Origin of the sequence: Nocardia sp. NPDC057663, from assembly GCF_042799895.1 — a bacterium.
Classification (GTDB): Bacteria; Actinomycetota; Actinomycetes; order Mycobacteriales; family Mycobacteriaceae; genus Nocardia.
Genome location: NZ_JBHVHX010000002.1, coordinates 663569 through 678518, shown reverse-complemented (window position 1 = coordinate 678518; position 14950 = coordinate 663569). Strand labels below are relative to the sequence as shown.

The window sequence follows — 14950 nt, the reverse complement described above, 5'->3', positions numbered from 1 at the left end:
GCTGCGGCCTCTCCGTCTGGTGCTAGCCGGGGGTGTGTTATGTTTTATTTTTGGGGGCGTTTTTTGATTAAACCTCTCTGGGCGGGGGGGGGCCGGGGGGTTGTTTGGGGCGGGGGCCCCGACGCTCCTACGTTCCTACAGGCCCAGATCGCGGCCGATGAGCTCTTTCATGATCTCGTTGGAGCCCGCCCAGATCTTGGTGACCCTGGCGTCCATCCAGGCCCGCGCGACCCGGTACTCGCGCATGTACCCGTAGCCGCCGTGCAGCTGCACACAGGCGTCGAGTACGTCGTTCTGGATCTGCGCCGACCACCACTTCGCCTTCGCGGCGTCGACCGCGGAGAGCGTGCCCTCGGCGTGCGCGGCCACACCCTGATCGACGAACGCCTGCGTCACTTCGATTTTCGTGACCAGCTCGGCGAAGAGGAATTTGTTGTACTGGAAGCTGCCGATCTGCTGCCCGAACGCCTTGCGCTCCTTGGCGTAGGCGAGGGTCTCGTCCAGAATCGCCGCGGCGTGGGCGATATTGGAGATCGCGGCGCCGATGCGTTCCTGCGGCAGCCGCTCCATCATCGCGATGAAGCCGCGGTCGACCTCGCCGATCCGGTTGGCGTCGGGCACCCGGACATTGTCGAAGAACAGTTCGGCGGTGTCGGATTCGGGCTGGCCCACCTTGTCGAGCTTGCGGCCGCGGGTGAAGCCGTCCATGCCGTTCTCCACCGCGAACAGTGTGATGCCCTTGGCCTTCTTCTCCGGGCTGGTGCGGGCGGCGACGATCACCAGATCGGCGTTGAAACCGTTGGTGATGAACGTCTTCGAGCCGTTGATGATCCAGTCGTCGCCGTCGCGGACCGCGGTGGTCTTGAGCGCGGCCAGGTCCGAGCCGCCGGAGGGCTCGGTCATGCCGATGGCGGTGATGATCTCGCCGGTGCAGAACTTGGGCAGCCAGCGCCGCTTCTGCTCGTCGGTGGTCAGCTCCACCAGGTAGGGCGCGCACACGTCGTAGTGGATGCCGAACGAGGACGACAGTGCCGCACCGGCTTTGGCGAGTTCCTCGCCGAGCACCGCGTTGAACCGGTAGTCGCCGGCGTCGCTGCCGCCGAACTCCTCCGGCACACCCAGCCCGAGGTAGCCGAGTTCGCCTGCGGCCAGCCAGGTCTCCCGGTCGATCGCGCGCTCGTCGGCGAACCGTTCGGCGTTGGGCTCGATCGAGCGCTTGACGAATTCGGCGACCGACGCGCGGAAGGCCTCGTGGTCCTCGGTGTAGATGGTGCGCTGCATGGGGTTCCTTTCGTGTTCTACTGCTCGGGCCGTTCGCCCAGCAGAACCAGCGACGCCTGGATGACCTTGGCCGCGTCGGGTTCCTCGCCGCTGATGACATCGGCGTAGATGAAGGTCTCGGTGATCCGCGCCAGCAGCAGCGCCAGTTCCGGCACCGGCAGCGGCGGATCGAGCGCGCCCGCCGAGATCTCCTCGGTGAGCAGTTCGGCGATGACCGCGACGAAGCGCCGCTGCACCGAGCCTGCCCTCGTGGTGAGCAGTCGCAGCGCGCGTTCGGGTTCGCGGCGCAGGAATTGGCGGAAGGCGTCGGAGGTGTTGACGGCCTGGGCGAAATCGCCGAGGACCGTGGCGATCCGGCGCGCACCGTGTCCTGGCGCGACCGCGGCGGCGCGGCGCAGGGTCGGTTCGGCCACCGACCAGATCACCTCGGCCAGCAGCTCGTCGCGGCCGCCGACCCAGCGGAACAGGGTGGCCCGGTTGACGCCGAGCTCGTCGGCGAGTTCCTTCATCTCCAGCCTGCGGCCCGCCAGGAATCCGGATCGCGCTGCCTTGAACGCGGTGATCACGTCGGGGCGGGCGGCGATGTCCGCCAGGCGCTGTCCCAGTGTTGTCTGCTCGGTCACGTCACCTCCTGGTGCAACATCTCCCTCAGTGTATGGGGGATGCAACATCTGTCAATATGTCGCATGGAGGGCACAAAAAAACTCCCCGGTCGCGATGACCGGGGAGTTCGTTGTAGCCCCGACGGGATTTGAACCCGCGCTACCGCCTTGAGAGGGCGGCGTCCTAGGCCGCTAGACGACGGGGCCAGAACCACAGTTCACCTGCGTGAACCGCGCGGAACATACGATAGCCGACGACCGGGCAATCGACCAAAACGGCTGGTGACCGCCTTTTTCCTCGGGTAGGCCGGGGATGTTAGCGCTGGCAAACATGCTTGTATTCAATACAGGTGCGTTCCAGAATGGGTGGGTGAGTGCTGCTGCTTCTCGCCGATACGACTCTTCGCTACGCCAGGACATGGCGGCGCGAACCCGCCAGGCGGTGTTCGAGGTGGCGGGCCGGTTCTTCGTCGAACGCGGGTGGGAGAGCACCTCGATGCGTGACATCGCGCAGGCGGCGGGGTGCTCGGTGGAGACGATCTACTCGAGGATCGGCAACAAGGCGGCCTTGCTGAAGGCCGTCCTCGACCAAGCGGTCGTCGGCGACGACGCGATGCTGTCGCTGGCCGACCGTCCCTGGTTCGACATCGAGAGCGGCAGGCCACTCGCCGAGCGTGCGGCCGAACTCGCCGCGGTGGCCGCATCGATCTACCGGCGCACCGCCCATCTGCGCCGCGCACTCGACATCGCGGCCGAAGGCCATGCCGAGCTGCGTGAGCTCGACACGAAATGCCGCCAGGACGAACGCATTTCCCGGACTGCGCTGGTGTCGGCGGCGGCGGGACGGCCGCTGACCGAGATCGAAGCAGACGGGATCCAAGGCATCTTCAGCAACGAGATGTACCTGTTGCTGACCGACCGATCCGGATGGACACACGAGCAGTATCAGGACTGGGCGGCCGCCATGGTGATACGGCTGCTCGACCTCCACGAGGAGCGCGATCATGACCACCGACATCGACCCGACCGGCCCCGCTGACACCCGGGTCATGGGCATCGTGCATACCGCGATGCGACGTGACCTCACCCGCGCCAGAACAGTCCTGGCCGAATGGCCGTACCCGTTCGACGAGCAACGCCGCGCGGTGGCCGACCATCTCGGCTGGCTGATGAATTTCCTGCACCATCATCACGAATCCGAGGACGAGCACCTGTACCCGCTCGTTCGCGCCCGCAACCTCGCCGCACGGCCACTGCTGGATCCGATGGATGCCGATCACCGATCCATCCTGCCCGCGATCGCGGCGCTGACGTCGGCGGCCGCCGCCTACAAGACCTCCGCGGACGCGCGCGAAGAGGTGCTGGTGGCGCTGGACGAGTTGCGGGTGCTGCTGTTTCCGCACCTCGAACGCGAGGAGAACGAGATGATGCCGATCGTCTCGGACACGATCAGCGACGCCGAATGGCGCTGGTTGAGCAACGAGTACAACGTGAAACCGCTCGGCCCGCTGGAGTTGTCCGACCAGGGATTGTTCATCCTCGACGGCCTCGACGGCGCGGACCGTCAGGCGATCACCGAAGTGGTCCCCCCGATCCCGCGATGGATCATTCTCCACTTCATGGTCCATCGATACCGGCGGCAAGCCTTCCGCCGGTGGCGCACCCGCGAATTCACCTCGCTGAAAACATCATTGGGCGGTCGTCAGGAGGTCATGACCTCGGCCGCACCGCGAGCCGTGTGGAACATCCTCACCGACGTCACCCGGATCGGGGAATGGAGCCACGAATGCCGTCGTGCGCGATGGCTCGACGGCGCCACCGGCGCGGCGGTGGGCGCGCGATTCACCGGCGACAGCAAGTCCGGCGTCATGCGGTGGAGCCGTACCTGCACGATCACCGTCCTGCAGGCACCACGCGAAATGGCGTGGACCACCCACGGCAGCATTTTCGGCGACCGCACCGAATGGCGCTACACCCTCGAACCCACCGAGTCCGGCACCCGCATCGTGCAGACCTACCGTGTGCTCGCGATGCCGATCTGGTTCGACCGTCTTGTATGGCTGTCCACCCCCGCGCACCACGACCGGCGAAACGCCTTGCACGGTGACCTCACCCGGCTGGCCCGTCTCGCGGAAGCGGCGTCGACCCTGTGATCGGTTACTACGACCCAATGTTGGCGCGTTCGGCATGAGATTGGCGCATTCTGTTCTTGTCGCTGCCCCGGGGGAATTCGAGACTTACGGTTCGTGTGGTCAGTGTGCGAACGAGGGGAGCATGCGGTGTCGGTTACGAGGGAGAGTGCCACCGCCTATGTGATTTCCGCGCTGGAGGCGAAGGGAACCGCAACCCGGGACGACTTCGACGTACCCGGGATCGTCGCTGCGTTCCGGGACATCACCGAAGGGTGGGACTTCCACTTGATGGAGCGGGAAACCTTCTGGCGGATCGCCTCGACCTATCTCAGGACGTGAGGCTCCGGGCCGGAGGGGAACCCGCCGACCAGCGCCGGGCCGCCCGGCGCACCGAGCCCGCATCGGAGTAGCCGAGGAGTTCGGCCTGTCTGGTGCCGCTCAGCGACTCACTGGAGACAGCTCGCGACAACCGGGCGCTGCGAGCCCGATCCAGTTCGGCCCGCCAGGTCGTGCCCGCCTCGGTCAGCCGTCGCTGCAGGGTCCGAGGGCTGGTGGTGAGGATCCGGGCGACACTGTTCAGCGAGACCTCCCCGGCCTCGATGGCCTTGTCCACCGCGTCGGCCACCCGTTCGGGCCAGGCCGAGGCGAGGGTCGGCGGGGGTGGCAGCGCCTCGGCCAGCGGCCGCAGGACTGCGGCCAGTACCGGATCGGCGGTGGTCAGGGGCAGATCCAGGTCCTCGGCGCGGAAGGTGATCGAATCGGTGGGGGCATCGAATTCCACTGTGGCGGGACCGAATACGGCGCGGAAGCCGTCACCGTGCGGGGGAGCGGCCTGGCGCAGCGAGACGCGCACGGGGTTCAACGGATCGTCGACGACCCGGCGGGCGCGGCTCAGGACGGCCGACAGTCCCCACAGTTGGGTGTGATCCCTTCCGCGGCCATCGCCATCGAGCATCTCGAGGTAGAGGGTGGACTCGTTCTCGGTCTCGGCGACCAGGTCGAACCGGTGATTGGTGGTGACCGCGGTGATGTGGGGTCCGCAGGTGGCCAGCCCGGCGCCCAGCGTCGGCGCGGAGGCGAACAGATAGTCGTACAGGCCCAGGCTGGACAGCTGGTAGCGACGGGCGACCTGCAGGGCGACGTCCGGGCCGAGGTGATGTTCGCCGATCTCCCACAGCCGGGAGAACACCGTGCTGGGTAGATGCACGTCGTCACCGGTCATCGACCAATCCGGGATCCCGGCCTCCCGAATCAGCTGCGCACGATCCAGCCCGGCAGCATCGAGCTGGGAGATGACGAAACGGTGCAGCAAACTCTGGTCGGTAGTCATCACGTCTCCTCGTGGCAGCATGCCGATCCGCGGACCGGTCGCGGCGACGCTATGCATTTTCGAAGGCGGGTCCATCATTGCGTAGACCGAACTACGGCGAAAGCGAAAGGCTGATTCGCGCGACGACTTCCCGCGCTGCTCGCGGCGCTGACCGGCGCGATGGCGACCACCCGGGTCGTCAGCCGGTGGTTGACCTGCCCGGGTAGCCGGGGGAGGGTGGGGCGATGGCCGGTAAGGAAGTGCGGGGCGGGGTCGAGATGTCCAATCTCGATCAGCCGCTGTTCGACGGCGCCGAGGCGACCAAGCGGGATCTGGTCGACTACCTCGAGTTCGCCGGGGAGCGACTGGTGCGGGTGCTGCGGGACCGGCCGCTGTCGGTGGTGCGGGTGCGGCCGGGGCAAGAGCCGTTCATGCAGAAGAATCTGCCGAAGTACACGCCGGAGTGGGTGCCGCGGGTGACGGTGTGGGCGGAGAGTTCGCATCGGGAGGTCACCTACGCCCTCGGCAACGACGAGCGGACGCTGCTGTGGTTCGGCAACCAGCGTGCGGTGGAGTACCACCCGACGTTGTTGCCGGTCGACCACAGCGCCGGGCCGACGCATCTGGTGCTCGATCTCGATCCCTCGCCGGGACAGACCTTCCGTGACGCCGCGGCGGGCGCCCACCTGATCCGGGCCGCGCTTACCGCCGACGGCCTCGACGGTGCGGTGAAAACCAGCGGCGCCAAGGGATTACACGTGTTCGTGCCGGTGGAGCCGGGCATCGCGATCGAGGACGCGGCCGCCGCGACCCGCGCGATCGCGGCGCGCGCCGAACGGATCGATCCGTCCGTCGGCACCACCGCGTTCATCAAGGAAGACCGCCACGGCAAGGTCTTCCTCGATTCCACCCGGGCAGGCGGGGCCACAGTCATCGCGGCCTACAGCCCGCGCATCCGCCCCGGCGTCCCGGTGTCGTTCCCGTTGCGCTGGAACGATATCGACGATGTCGCCCCGGCTGATTTCACCCTGCGCAGTGTGCCGAACCTGCTCGGTGACACCGACCCCTGGCTGACGGAAATGCCCGTACCGCAAGCGCTTCCGGCCGACCTGGTCGCCGAGGGGCACACCATTCCGATCGCCCGGGTGCAGGCGATGCATGAGGGGAAGCGCCGGGCTCGGGCGCGGCGCGCCACCGAATAGGGTGCGCCGGCCGCACGCGGTGCGGAGTCGGAGTCGGCGCGCTATATCTGTGTCATGAATTTGTCTCAGCTGAGTACGGCGATCGAAGCTGCTGTCGCCGTTCATCTCAACGAACTCGGCCGAGCACGCGGGTTGCTGCCGTTGAATTGGTTTGTCGCGCCGTCGGTGACGAGCGACGAGGATATGGAGGCGGTGCTGTCTGTCGAAGGTCAGGCCGGTAGCCACCTTTCGCAGCACCCGGCTCGGGTGGTCGATCAATGGGGCACTGCCCTCGGGCTGCGCCCGGTGCGCGCACTGACACCTGGGGTGCGCGCAGTGGAAGGCATCCTCGAACCTGCGCCCGGTGAGTACCGATTCGAGGTCCGCATCTGGGGTGTCGACTCTGCTGCGCCGCATGCTCAACGGGATTGGGGACGCTGGCAGGGCCGGTGAGCAGACGCCGACGGCCCGATGACCGGCCGGGGGTCATCGGGCCGTTCGCGTGGTGACTACTTGCCGAGGGAGGCGACGCCGGCCTGGGCGAACTTCTCGTCCAGGTCGCCGCTGGGGGCGCCGGCCACGCCGATGCCCGCGATCGGGGCGCCGTTGGCCTTGACGGGGGCGCCGCCGCCGAGGAACAGGGTGCCGTCGATATCGGCCAGGTGCGGGGCGGACTCGAGGCGCTTGGCCAGCTCGGTGGTGGGGGCGTTCCAGGAGACGGCGGTGAAGGCCTTCTGCTGGGCGGCGTCGTAGGACTGGGGGCCCGCGCCGTCGCCGCGCAGGGTCACGATGACATTGCCGTTGCGGTCGACGACCGCGACGCTGACCCGCTGATTCTCCTTGGCCGCCGCGTCGAGGGCGGTCTGCGCGGCCTTGGTGGCGGCGGCGATCGACAGGTGGGTGCTCTGGGTCAGGTTGGCGTCGGCGGCATTGGCCACGACCGGAGTGCGGGTGGCGGGGTCTTGGTCCTGTGCCTGAACGGTCACGACGCCGACCACGCCGGCAGCGACGACACCGGCGGTGGCGCCGGCGATGATGAGGCGGTTGCGGGTGCTGGACTTGGCGGTCATGGCTGCTCCTGATCGGATCCTCGGCCTGCTGGCGGTGTGCCGCGGCCTGTTGATATCCATCCTGTTCGCCCGGCACGTCCCGCGAATCGACGAAGTGGCTGTACTTCCCCGGCCGGATCGGGCGACATCGGGGTCAACCGATCGGTTGACCCGTGGCACCCGGACAGCGGGGGAGAATGGGGGAGTTTGCCCGAACGGGCAGCGCGCACACGGACGGGAGGTACCGGTGAGGAGCACACTCGGCGACCAGAACGACGATACGCGGCTGCTCACCGTCATCGTGTACAGCGCGTTCTACGTGCTGCTCGCCGCATCCCTCATGCGCTGGCTGATCCGGCACAGCGAGACCCGCTCGACGCCGCTGGTCGTCGCGCTCGCCGTGCTGCTCGCCGTCTTGTACGCGATGAGCGAGCTGCGGCATTCGTATCGGGTGGTGTGGTTTGCCCTGCTGGTGGCGACCTGGGCGGTGCTCGTCGTGCTGGCACCGAGCTTCGCCTGGTGCGCGGTTCCGTTCGTGTACACCGGATTACGGATTCTGTCGGTGCGGGTCGCGGTGACGTTGGTCTGTGCTCTCACGGCGCTGGTGGTGGTCAGTCAGGTGCGCATAGCCGGGTGGCTCGATCCGAATCTGGTGCTCGCCCCGCCCGCGGTCGCCGCGGTGACGACGGTGCTGTTCGTCGGCATGCGCCGCCAGACCGAGCAGCAGGCCGCGCTCATCGACGACCTCGTGCGCACCAGGCAGGAACTGGCCGAGACCGAACGTCGCGAAGGCACGCTCGCCGAGCGCGAACGCCTCGCCATGGAAATCCACGACACGCTCGCCCAGGGGCTGTCGAGCCAGCGCATGCTGTTGCAGGCCGCCGACCTGGTGTGGGACACCGATCCCGGCCTGGCCCGCACCCATCTGCGCTCGGCCGCCGAGATCGCCGAACGTGATCTCACCGAGGCTCGTCGCTTCGTCCACGACCTCGCGCCTGCCGACCTGGCCGCCGGTGGTTCGCTCGCCGCCGCGCTCACCGCGCTCGCCGCTCGGGAGACCACCGACACGCTCACGGTGCGCTGTCACCTGGAAGGGACACCGTGTTGGCTGCCCCAGCGGGTGGAGGCGACGCTGCTGCGCGTCGCGCAGGGCGCGCTCGCCAATGTGCGCGAGCACGCGGCGGCGACCACCTCGACCATCACGCTGACCAGCCTCGACGACCAGATCGTCCTAGATGTGGCCGACGACGGGCGTGGCTTCGATCCAGACGACCTGGATGATCCGGCCGAGCATCGAGGCCACGGGCTGCCCGCGATCCGGGCACGGGTGCGTCAGCTGGGCGGCACCTGCGCGATCGAATCGGCGCCGGGGGACGGCACGGTGCTGTCGGTTGCCATCCCGCTCGCCACGGGTTGACTCTCGCAACACCGGGCTTCCTCGCTCCATTTCTGCACAGACTATGCCGCAGCAGCCATCCGCTGCCGGTGCGACCAGACAGCCGGGAGCGGTAGTACTGCCGGGGCCGGGATCAGTGTCATAGCCGCGCGCGACGTCATCGGCGCCGACCCCAGCGCGTTGATGACGTCGACCGGTGCGGGCGCGTGTTTCCGGACGACGTTGTCCCGTGTGCTCGCGCGAGCTCGGGCTTCGGTGACGACAACCGGCCTGACCGCGGGCGTCCGCGCATCGGCGAAGACAACCATCCGTAGCACGAGGAATCGCGCGATCCCGGCCAGTCCCGATGCCGACAGATAGACGATCTGTGCGGTGAGAACGCCCGGCGTCGCCTGCACAGTGAACAGCACGAACATCGCCGCACTCGTCACCGCGTAGGCGGCCGCCGCCGACCCGGCCGACTGCAGGTGCTCGCGCCACCCCGGCAGCGTGTGCCCGCCGAAGGTGATCAGCGCGTGCAGCACCGTGCCGAGGACCGTCGACGCGATCGTGACGACCGCGTTCGCGACCGCCCACGGCACGACCCCGGCCAGCTGCGCGACCGCCACGCTCGACGCGAGCCCGAGACCACCGCCGCAGATCACGAAACGCGCGAACGCGGCGATCGGGCCGGGCGCGCTGTCCGCTCGCTGCTCGACCTGTTCGATTCGCACGATGTTCGTCATGTCGAACACTGTACGAGTACCGAACACTGTGCGCAATAGGGAACGCTGTACCAGGAAGGGGTGCGCGCTAGCATCGGCACTTGTGAATCCCGCCGTGCGCCTGTTGATCTGCGACGATCACGCGGTGGTCCGCGCCGGACTGCACGCGCTGCTGTTGAGTGCGCCCGGTATCGAAGTGATCGGTGAGGCGGCCGACGGCCCGGCAGCGGTCTCGCTCGCGGCGAGGCTGCGGCCCGATGTGGTGCTGATGGACCTGCAGCTGGGTAGTGAGATGGACGGTGTCGAGGCGACCCGGCGGATCACCGCACAGCCCGCGCCCGCCCCGCATGTCCTGGTGCTCACCACCTACGACACCGACGCCGACATCACCCGGGCCATCGAGGCGGGCGCCACCGGCTATCTGCTCAAGGCCGAACGGCCCGAGGAACTGTTCGCCGCCATCCACGCCGCGGCGAGCGGACAGACCGCGCTGTCCGCGCCGGTCGCCGCCAAGGTGATGGCCAAGATGCGCAATCCCGGCCCCACCCTCACCGCCCGCGAACGCGACATCCTCGGCCAGCTCGCCCAGGGTCTCGGCAATCGCGAGATCGCCCGCGCGCTGCACATCAGCGAGGCCACGGTGAAGACGCACCTGGGCCGGATCTACGACAAGCTCGGCGTCGACACCCGCGCGGCGGCCGTCGCGGTGGCGACGGAGCGGCGGCTGCTCGCCTGACCTGCGATGTAACGCTGCGGGGCCGAACCGGCTCTGAACGGGTGCGGCGAATGCCTGGCTATGCTGGGCCGAGCGATCGAGAGGAGCCAGTGCGCATGGACTGCGACGAATTCGTCGAGTTGGTCACCCGCTTCCTCGACGGCGCGCTCGACGGGGAGACCGAGCTGCGCTTCCTCGCCCATATCGCCGAGTGCGACGGCTGCGAGGTCTACCTCGACCAGATCCGCCGCACCGCCCGTGACCTCGGCCGTCTCGAGCCCGAGCACCTGTCCGGCGAGGCTCGCACCAGCCTGCTCGCGGCGTTCCGCGACTGGCATCGCCCCGCCTGAACCCGCGCTCAGGCGGGGGTCAGCGTGGCCGCCCCGAACGAGACATGGAAGCGGGCGCACCAGATACTCACCGACCGAATGGTGGACAGATCCGTGCCGGCGGGCAGTTCGTAGTTCTGGTTGCCCTCGTTGCCTTTGAGCACACCCAGGTCGACGTACGTGCCGTCGTCGAAGTTGTGCCAGTCGTCGCCGATCACCGGCTGATCGGTGAGCCATACCCGCAAGGCGGGCCCGTCGGAGGTGCGCAGATCGGTGATCCGCAGCACGAGGGTGCCCTCCGGTGTGCGCTGCACCTGCGCCGAACCGCTCGTGTCGTGCTCGTGCGAGAGGAACTCGCCGGTCGCGATCACCGACAGCGGCGCACCGCCTGCCGCCGAGACCGGCGCTTCGTCGACGGTCGTCGTCGTGAACAACCGCCACGGCTGGAACAGGTACAGGCCGACCGCCACGGCGGCCACGAGCCCGACCGCCAGCACACCGAGGACAGTCCGGCGGGTACGACGCTGCGACATGGTCTTCTCCTTCTCTCCCATGCGCCTTCCGTTCCCGCACCCATCCCGCGCGTTACACGATCGCCCGGCGGTACTGTGCTGCCAGCGACGCGAGCTGTGACGGCGAGGAGACCCTGTGCGACACGACGGCGCCCTGCCCGCGGACGACGTGCTCGTCGCCGAGCTGCGGACCGGAGTCGACGCGACGTTCGCCCTGGTCGTCGACGCCTGGTCCGGCTCGATGCTGCGCCTGGCGCGCTCGTTCGTCTCCACCGACGCCTCCGCCGAGGAAGTGGTGCAGGAGGCATGGCTGGCGGTCGTGCAGGGCATCGACCGGTTCGAGGGACGTTCCTCGCTCAAGACATGGGTGTACCGGATCCTGGTGAACACCGCCAAGAAGCGGGGGATCAAGGAGCATCGCACCGTCCCGTTCGCCACGTTGCTGCCCGAGGACGAGGGGCCCACCGTCGATCCCGGCCGCTTCCGGCCGCCCGGTGACCGCTACCCGGGCCACTGGGCGATCGGGCAGAAACCGCAGCCCTGGTCCGAGCCCGAGGACGCCGCCGAGCGCGCCGAGCTGGCCCGGCAGCTCGCCGCCGCCGTCGCCGACCTGCCCGAACGCCACCGCACGGTACTGACCCTGCGCGATATCGATGGCTACTCCGCCGACGAGGTCTGCGAGCTGCTCGACATCTCCGCAGGCAACCAGCGGGTCATCCTGCACCGCGCCAGGGCGACGGTGCGCGCCCGGCTCGAGCGGTACTTCGAGCGGACCACCCACCGCTGAGCCCACGACATCGTGCTGTGTTGCCGCTGCACCCTCGGGCGTGACATCGCGGTCGTAACGTCACGGGTTGTGCAGCGGGCGGCGTGCCCGTCGTCGCGTCATCCATCCGAGGAGGCCGAACGACCATGGCGACCTATGACGATCTGTCGGCGCTGTTCATCAACTGCACGCTCAAGCGCTCGCCCGAGCCGAGCAATACGCAGGGCCTCATCGACGTCAGTGCGCACATCATGGCCGAGAACGGTGTGGCCGTCTCGCACATTCGCGCGGTCGACCACGACATCGCCACCGGCGTCTGGCCGGACATGACCGAGCACGGCTGGGCCACCGACGAGTGGCCCGCCCTGCAGGAGCAGGTGATGGCCGCCGACATCCTGGTGATCGCGGGACCGATCTGGCTCGGTGACAACAGTTCGGTTACCAAGCGGGTGATCGAACGCCTCTACGGCAACTCGCACCTGCTCAACGCGGCAGGTCAGTACGCCTATTACGGCAAGGTCGGCGGCTGTGTGATCACCGGCAACGAGGACGGGGTCAAGCACTGCGCGATGAACATCCTCTACAGCCTGCAGCATCTGGGCTACACCATCCCGCCGCAGGCCGACGCGGGCTGGATCGGCGAGGCCGGGCCGGGTCCGTCCTATCTCGACCCGGGTTCGGGCGGCCCGGACAACGACTTCACCAACCGCAACACCACCTTCATGACCTGGAATCTCCTGCATCTGGCCAGGATGCTGCGTGATGCGAACGGCATCCCAGCGCACGGCAACCAGCGCTCGGCATGGGACGCGGGCTGCCGATTCGGCTTCGAGAACCCCGACTATCGCTGATCTCGCCGGGTCGGCTATGCCCGAATTGCCGGGAACGAAACGTGACCGGGGCCGCTATTACCGGGTGATCCCGGTCACATTACGGGGGTATAACGACAGTATTGTGATTACGAATTTGTCACAGTCGACCTGCGGGGAACACTGTTCCTTTGGGCAATGACTGCTACAGACGCCTCCGTGATCGAGGCGTGATCTCAGCTCGCATTCCGGCTACATTCGATTACGGCTTGAACAACAACCCGAGCCGAATCGAATCGCAGAACACCGGAAAGCCTGCCCCGCGATTCGAGGATCCCCGACATTCCTGAGGGGCAGGGACGCGGTAGTTTCCATCACCGAGCCGGTGGGCGCAGGCAGGAAAATCTTATGTCTTTCAATCGCAAGTTCACCACTCGTGCCCTTGGTTTCGCCGCTGTCGCCGGTGCGCTGATCGCCGTTCCGGCCGGTCTGACCACCGCTACCGCTTCGGCGAACAACTGGGACGCCGTGGCACAGTGCGAGAGCACGGGCAACTGGAACATCAACACCGGTAACGGCTACTACGGCGGCCTGCAGTTCTCGCAGAGCACCTGGGACGCCTACGGTGGCGCAGGCACCGCCGATCAGGCGAGCCGCGAGGAGCAGATCCGCGTCGCCGAGAACGTGCTGGCCGCGCAGGGTCCCGGCGCCTGGCCGGTGTGCAGCGCCTACCTGTAAAGCGCGCTGCAGTCAGACTTTCCTTGTCGGGAAACGAATTACCCGCTATTCGATGCACACGTCGAATAGCGGGTTTTTTCGTTGTTTTTCAATTTCGGATGAGCAGCACGATTCCCGCCGTGATCAGCGCGAGTGCAATAGCGGCCAAGCCGTAGCTGAGCTTGTAGTTGCGCAGCCCGGGGACGAACCGGTCGAGGGCGAAACCGCCTGCGCCGGTGAGGGCCAGGCTGGTCGCGGCCACCGCCAGGATCACCTCGTATTCGACGCCTTTGGGTGAGAAGAAGCCACCCCATTTCACCGCGATCGCGTTGAGCATGGTGCCGAGGATCGCCGCCGCGGCCAGCGGGGTGAGCAGCCCGAGGATCAGGCCGAGGCCGCCGAGGGCCTCGCTCAGCCCGGCCACCACGGCGAAGGCGTCGGCCATCGGATAGCCCTTCGCGGCGAAGAACTTCTCGGTGCCGGCCAGGCCGCCGCCGTCGAACCAGCCGAACAGTTTCTGGGTGCCGTGCGCGAACATGGTCGCGCCGACGCCGAGGCGCAGGACAAGGAGCCCGGCGTCCGTTGGTGTGGTCGTTGTCGTCGTCGTCATGGCGAATCCTTTCCGTTGCTGCCGGTCAGCCGAGCTGAACCGAGCGTCGTGCCATCCCGAACCAGTAGCCGTCGATGACGGTGCGCAGGGAGTCGATGTCGTCGGCGCCGGCGCCGAGGCTGAAGAACAGTGGAGCGAAGTGCTCGGTGCGGGGATGGGCCAGCCGCGCCGCCGGGGCGGTGTGCTCGAAATCGAGCAGCGCGTCGATGTCGCGGTCGTCGAGCGCCCGTCGGCCCCAGTCGTCGAACTCGGCGGTGAACGAGTGCACGTGCCGGTCGTCGGCGGTCAGCGCACGCAGGTTGTGGGTGAAGAACCCGCTGCCGATGATGAGCACACCCTCGGCACGCAGCGGGGCCAGCAACCGGCCGAACTTCATCAGGTCCTGCGGATCCAGTGTAGGGATCGATAGTTGCAGGACGGGAATGTCGGCGTCGGGGTACATCTGGGTGAGCGGCACGTAGGCGCCGTGGTCGAGGCCGCGCTCGGGATCGTCGGCGACCGCGCCGCCGAGCAGCTCCCGCACCCGCGCCGCGAGCTCGGGCGCACCGGGCGCCGGGTAGCGCACGTCGTAGTAGCGCGGGGCGAAACCGCCGAAGTCGTAGACCAGCGGCACGGTCGTGGTCGCGCCGAGGGTGATCGGCGCCGATTCCCAGTGCGCGGAGACGATGAGGATCGCCCGCGGACGTGGCAAGTCGGCCGACCATGCCGCGAGCTCGGCGGGCCAGGTGGCGTGGTCGATCAGCGGCGGGGCGCCGTGGGAGAGGTAGAGCACCGGCATCGTCACGGTCGGCTCCTTCGGATCGGTGAACTGCTCATGTTCAAATTTGAACAATATGCG

At 67.8% G+C, this 14950-nt stretch carries 18 protein-coding genes, 1 tRNA gene and 1 pseudogene; 11 read left to right on the top strand and 9 right to left on the bottom strand.

The window, feature by feature from the left end; all coding sequences use genetic code 11:
* Nucleotides 1-135: 135 nt before the first annotated feature.
* The 3 genes from ACFVAV_RS07755 to ACFVAV_RS07745 form a co-directional block, all read right to left on the bottom strand.
* A complete protein-coding gene (locus tag ACFVAV_RS07755) occupies nucleotides 136-1281 on the bottom strand; it encodes an acyl-CoA dehydrogenase family protein (RefSeq protein ID WP_379031612.1) in 1146 nt (381 codons plus the stop codon).
* Nucleotides 1282-1298: 17 nt separating this feature from the next.
* The gene (locus ACFVAV_RS07750) at nucleotides 1299-1904 is read right to left on the bottom strand and encodes a QsdR family transcriptional regulator (protein WP_379031609.1); all 606 of its coding nucleotides are present in this window, start codon (nucleotides 1902-1904) and stop codon (nucleotides 1299-1301) included.
* A gap of 113 nt (nucleotides 1905-2017) precedes the next feature.
* A tRNA-Glu gene (locus ACFVAV_RS07745) sits at nucleotides 2018-2090 on the bottom strand.
* 163 nt (nucleotides 2091-2253) lie between these two features.
* Here ACFVAV_RS07745 and ACFVAV_RS07740 point away from each other — a divergent pair.
* From ACFVAV_RS07740 to ACFVAV_RS07730, 3 genes are all read left to right on the top strand, one after another.
* Nucleotides 2254-2922 (top strand): TetR/AcrR family transcriptional regulator, encoded by a 669-nt coding sequence (locus ACFVAV_RS07740; RefSeq protein ID WP_379031607.1) that lies wholly within the window; start codon nucleotides 2254-2256, stop codon nucleotides 2920-2922.
* Nucleotides 2888-4036 carry a hemerythrin domain-containing protein gene (locus tag ACFVAV_RS07735; RefSeq protein ID WP_379031604.1) on the top strand — a complete coding sequence of 383 codons (1149 nt, stop codon included), beginning with the start codon at nucleotides 2888-2890 and terminating at the stop codon, nucleotides 4034-4036. Before ACFVAV_RS07740 ends, ACFVAV_RS07735 begins: the two co-directional genes overlap by 35 nt.
* Before the next feature lie 126 nt (nucleotides 4037-4162).
* Nucleotides 4163-4354, top strand: a complete 192-nt coding sequence (locus tag ACFVAV_RS07730; protein WP_379031601.1) for a hypothetical protein — start codon at nucleotides 4163-4165, stop codon at nucleotides 4352-4354.
* On the opposite strand, the gene ACFVAV_RS07725 is transcribed toward ACFVAV_RS07730, so the two are convergent.
* Nucleotides 4344-5345 carry an AraC family transcriptional regulator ligand-binding domain-containing protein gene (locus tag ACFVAV_RS07725; protein ID WP_379031598.1) on the bottom strand — a complete coding sequence of 334 codons (1002 nt, stop codon included), beginning with the start codon at nucleotides 5343-5345 and terminating at the stop codon, nucleotides 4344-4346. The two genes, ACFVAV_RS07730 and ACFVAV_RS07725, sit on opposite strands and share 11 nt — an antisense overlap.
* 224 nt (nucleotides 5346-5569) lie before the next feature.
* Between ACFVAV_RS07725 and ACFVAV_RS07720 the strand changes: the two genes are divergently transcribed.
* Both ACFVAV_RS07720 and ACFVAV_RS07715 read left to right on the top strand, forming a co-directional pair.
* On the top strand, nucleotides 5570-6526 hold the full coding sequence (locus ACFVAV_RS07720; protein ID WP_379031595.1) for a DNA polymerase domain-containing protein: 957 nt from the start codon (nucleotides 5570-5572) through the stop codon (nucleotides 6524-6526).
* A gap of 54 nt (nucleotides 6527-6580) precedes the next feature.
* A complete protein-coding gene (locus ACFVAV_RS07715; protein ID WP_379031592.1) occupies nucleotides 6581-6958 on the top strand; it encodes a hypothetical protein in 378 nt (125 codons plus the stop codon).
* A gap of 56 nt (nucleotides 6959-7014) precedes the next feature.
* Here the strand turns inward: ACFVAV_RS07715 and ACFVAV_RS07710 are convergent, their stop codons facing one another.
* Entirely contained in the window at nucleotides 7015-7575 is a 561-nt protein-coding gene (locus ACFVAV_RS07710; protein WP_379031589.1) for a heme-binding protein, read from the bottom strand.
* 226 nt (nucleotides 7576-7801) lie between these two features.
* Here ACFVAV_RS07710 and ACFVAV_RS07705 point away from each other — a divergent pair, with 226 nt between their 5' ends.
* Nucleotides 7802-8971, top strand: a complete 1170-nt coding sequence (locus ACFVAV_RS07705) for a sensor histidine kinase (protein ID WP_379031586.1) — start codon at nucleotides 7802-7804, stop codon at nucleotides 8969-8971.
* Nucleotides 8972-9012: 41 nt separating this feature from the next.
* Here ACFVAV_RS07705 and ACFVAV_RS07700 read toward each other — a convergent pair whose 3' ends face one another.
* Nucleotides 9013-9675, bottom strand: a complete 663-nt coding sequence (locus tag ACFVAV_RS07700; RefSeq protein ID WP_379031583.1) for a hypothetical protein — start codon at nucleotides 9673-9675, stop codon at nucleotides 9013-9015.
* An 82-nt stretch (nucleotides 9676-9757) separates the two neighbouring features.
* Here ACFVAV_RS07700 and ACFVAV_RS07695 point away from each other — a divergent pair, with 82 nt between their 5' ends.
* Together ACFVAV_RS07695 and ACFVAV_RS07690 are read left to right on the top strand one after the other, a co-directional pair.
* Complete coding sequence (locus tag ACFVAV_RS07695) at nucleotides 9758-10390, top strand: response regulator (RefSeq protein WP_379031580.1); 633 nt, start codon at nucleotides 9758-9760, stop codon at nucleotides 10388-10390.
* Between the two features lie 95 nt (nucleotides 10391-10485).
* On the top strand, nucleotides 10486-10719 hold the full coding sequence (locus ACFVAV_RS07690; protein WP_379031577.1) for an anti-sigma factor family protein: 234 nt from the start codon (nucleotides 10486-10488) through the stop codon (nucleotides 10717-10719).
* A gap of 8 nt (nucleotides 10720-10727) precedes the next feature.
* On the opposite strand, the gene ACFVAV_RS07685 is transcribed toward ACFVAV_RS07690, so the two are convergent.
* Nucleotides 10728-11252, bottom strand: a complete 525-nt coding sequence (locus tag ACFVAV_RS07685) for a DM13 domain-containing protein (RefSeq protein WP_379031574.1) — start codon at nucleotides 11250-11252, stop codon at nucleotides 10728-10730.
* A gap of 94 nt (nucleotides 11253-11346) precedes the next feature.
* Between ACFVAV_RS07685 and ACFVAV_RS07680 the strand changes: the two genes are divergently transcribed.
* From ACFVAV_RS07680 to ACFVAV_RS07670, 3 genes and pseudogenes are all read left to right on the top strand, one after another.
* Nucleotides 11347-11997 (top strand): RNA polymerase sigma factor, encoded by a 651-nt coding sequence (locus ACFVAV_RS07680; protein WP_379031572.1) that lies wholly within the window; start codon nucleotides 11347-11349, stop codon nucleotides 11995-11997.
* Nucleotides 11998-12122: 125 nt separating this feature from the next.
* Complete coding sequence (locus ACFVAV_RS07675) at nucleotides 12123-12827, top strand: flavodoxin family protein (protein WP_379031570.1); 705 nt, start codon at nucleotides 12123-12125, stop codon at nucleotides 12825-12827.
* A 366-nt stretch (nucleotides 12828-13193) separates the two neighbouring features.
* Nucleotides 13194-13520: pseudogene (locus ACFVAV_RS07670) on the top strand (transglycosylase family protein); the annotation flags it as partial.
* Between the two features lie 91 nt (nucleotides 13521-13611).
* Here the strand turns inward: ACFVAV_RS07670 and ACFVAV_RS07665 are convergent.
* Nucleotides 13612-14112: a DoxX family protein gene (locus ACFVAV_RS07665; protein ID WP_379031567.1), complete on the bottom strand. Its 501-nt coding sequence runs from the start codon at nucleotides 14110-14112 to the stop codon at nucleotides 13612-13614.
* 25 nt (nucleotides 14113-14137) lie between these two features.
* Nucleotides 14138-14890 carry a dioxygenase gene (locus ACFVAV_RS07660; protein WP_379031840.1) on the bottom strand — a complete coding sequence of 251 codons (753 nt, stop codon included), beginning with the start codon at nucleotides 14888-14890 and terminating at the stop codon, nucleotides 14138-14140.
* Nucleotides 14891-14950 lie beyond the last annotated feature (60 nt).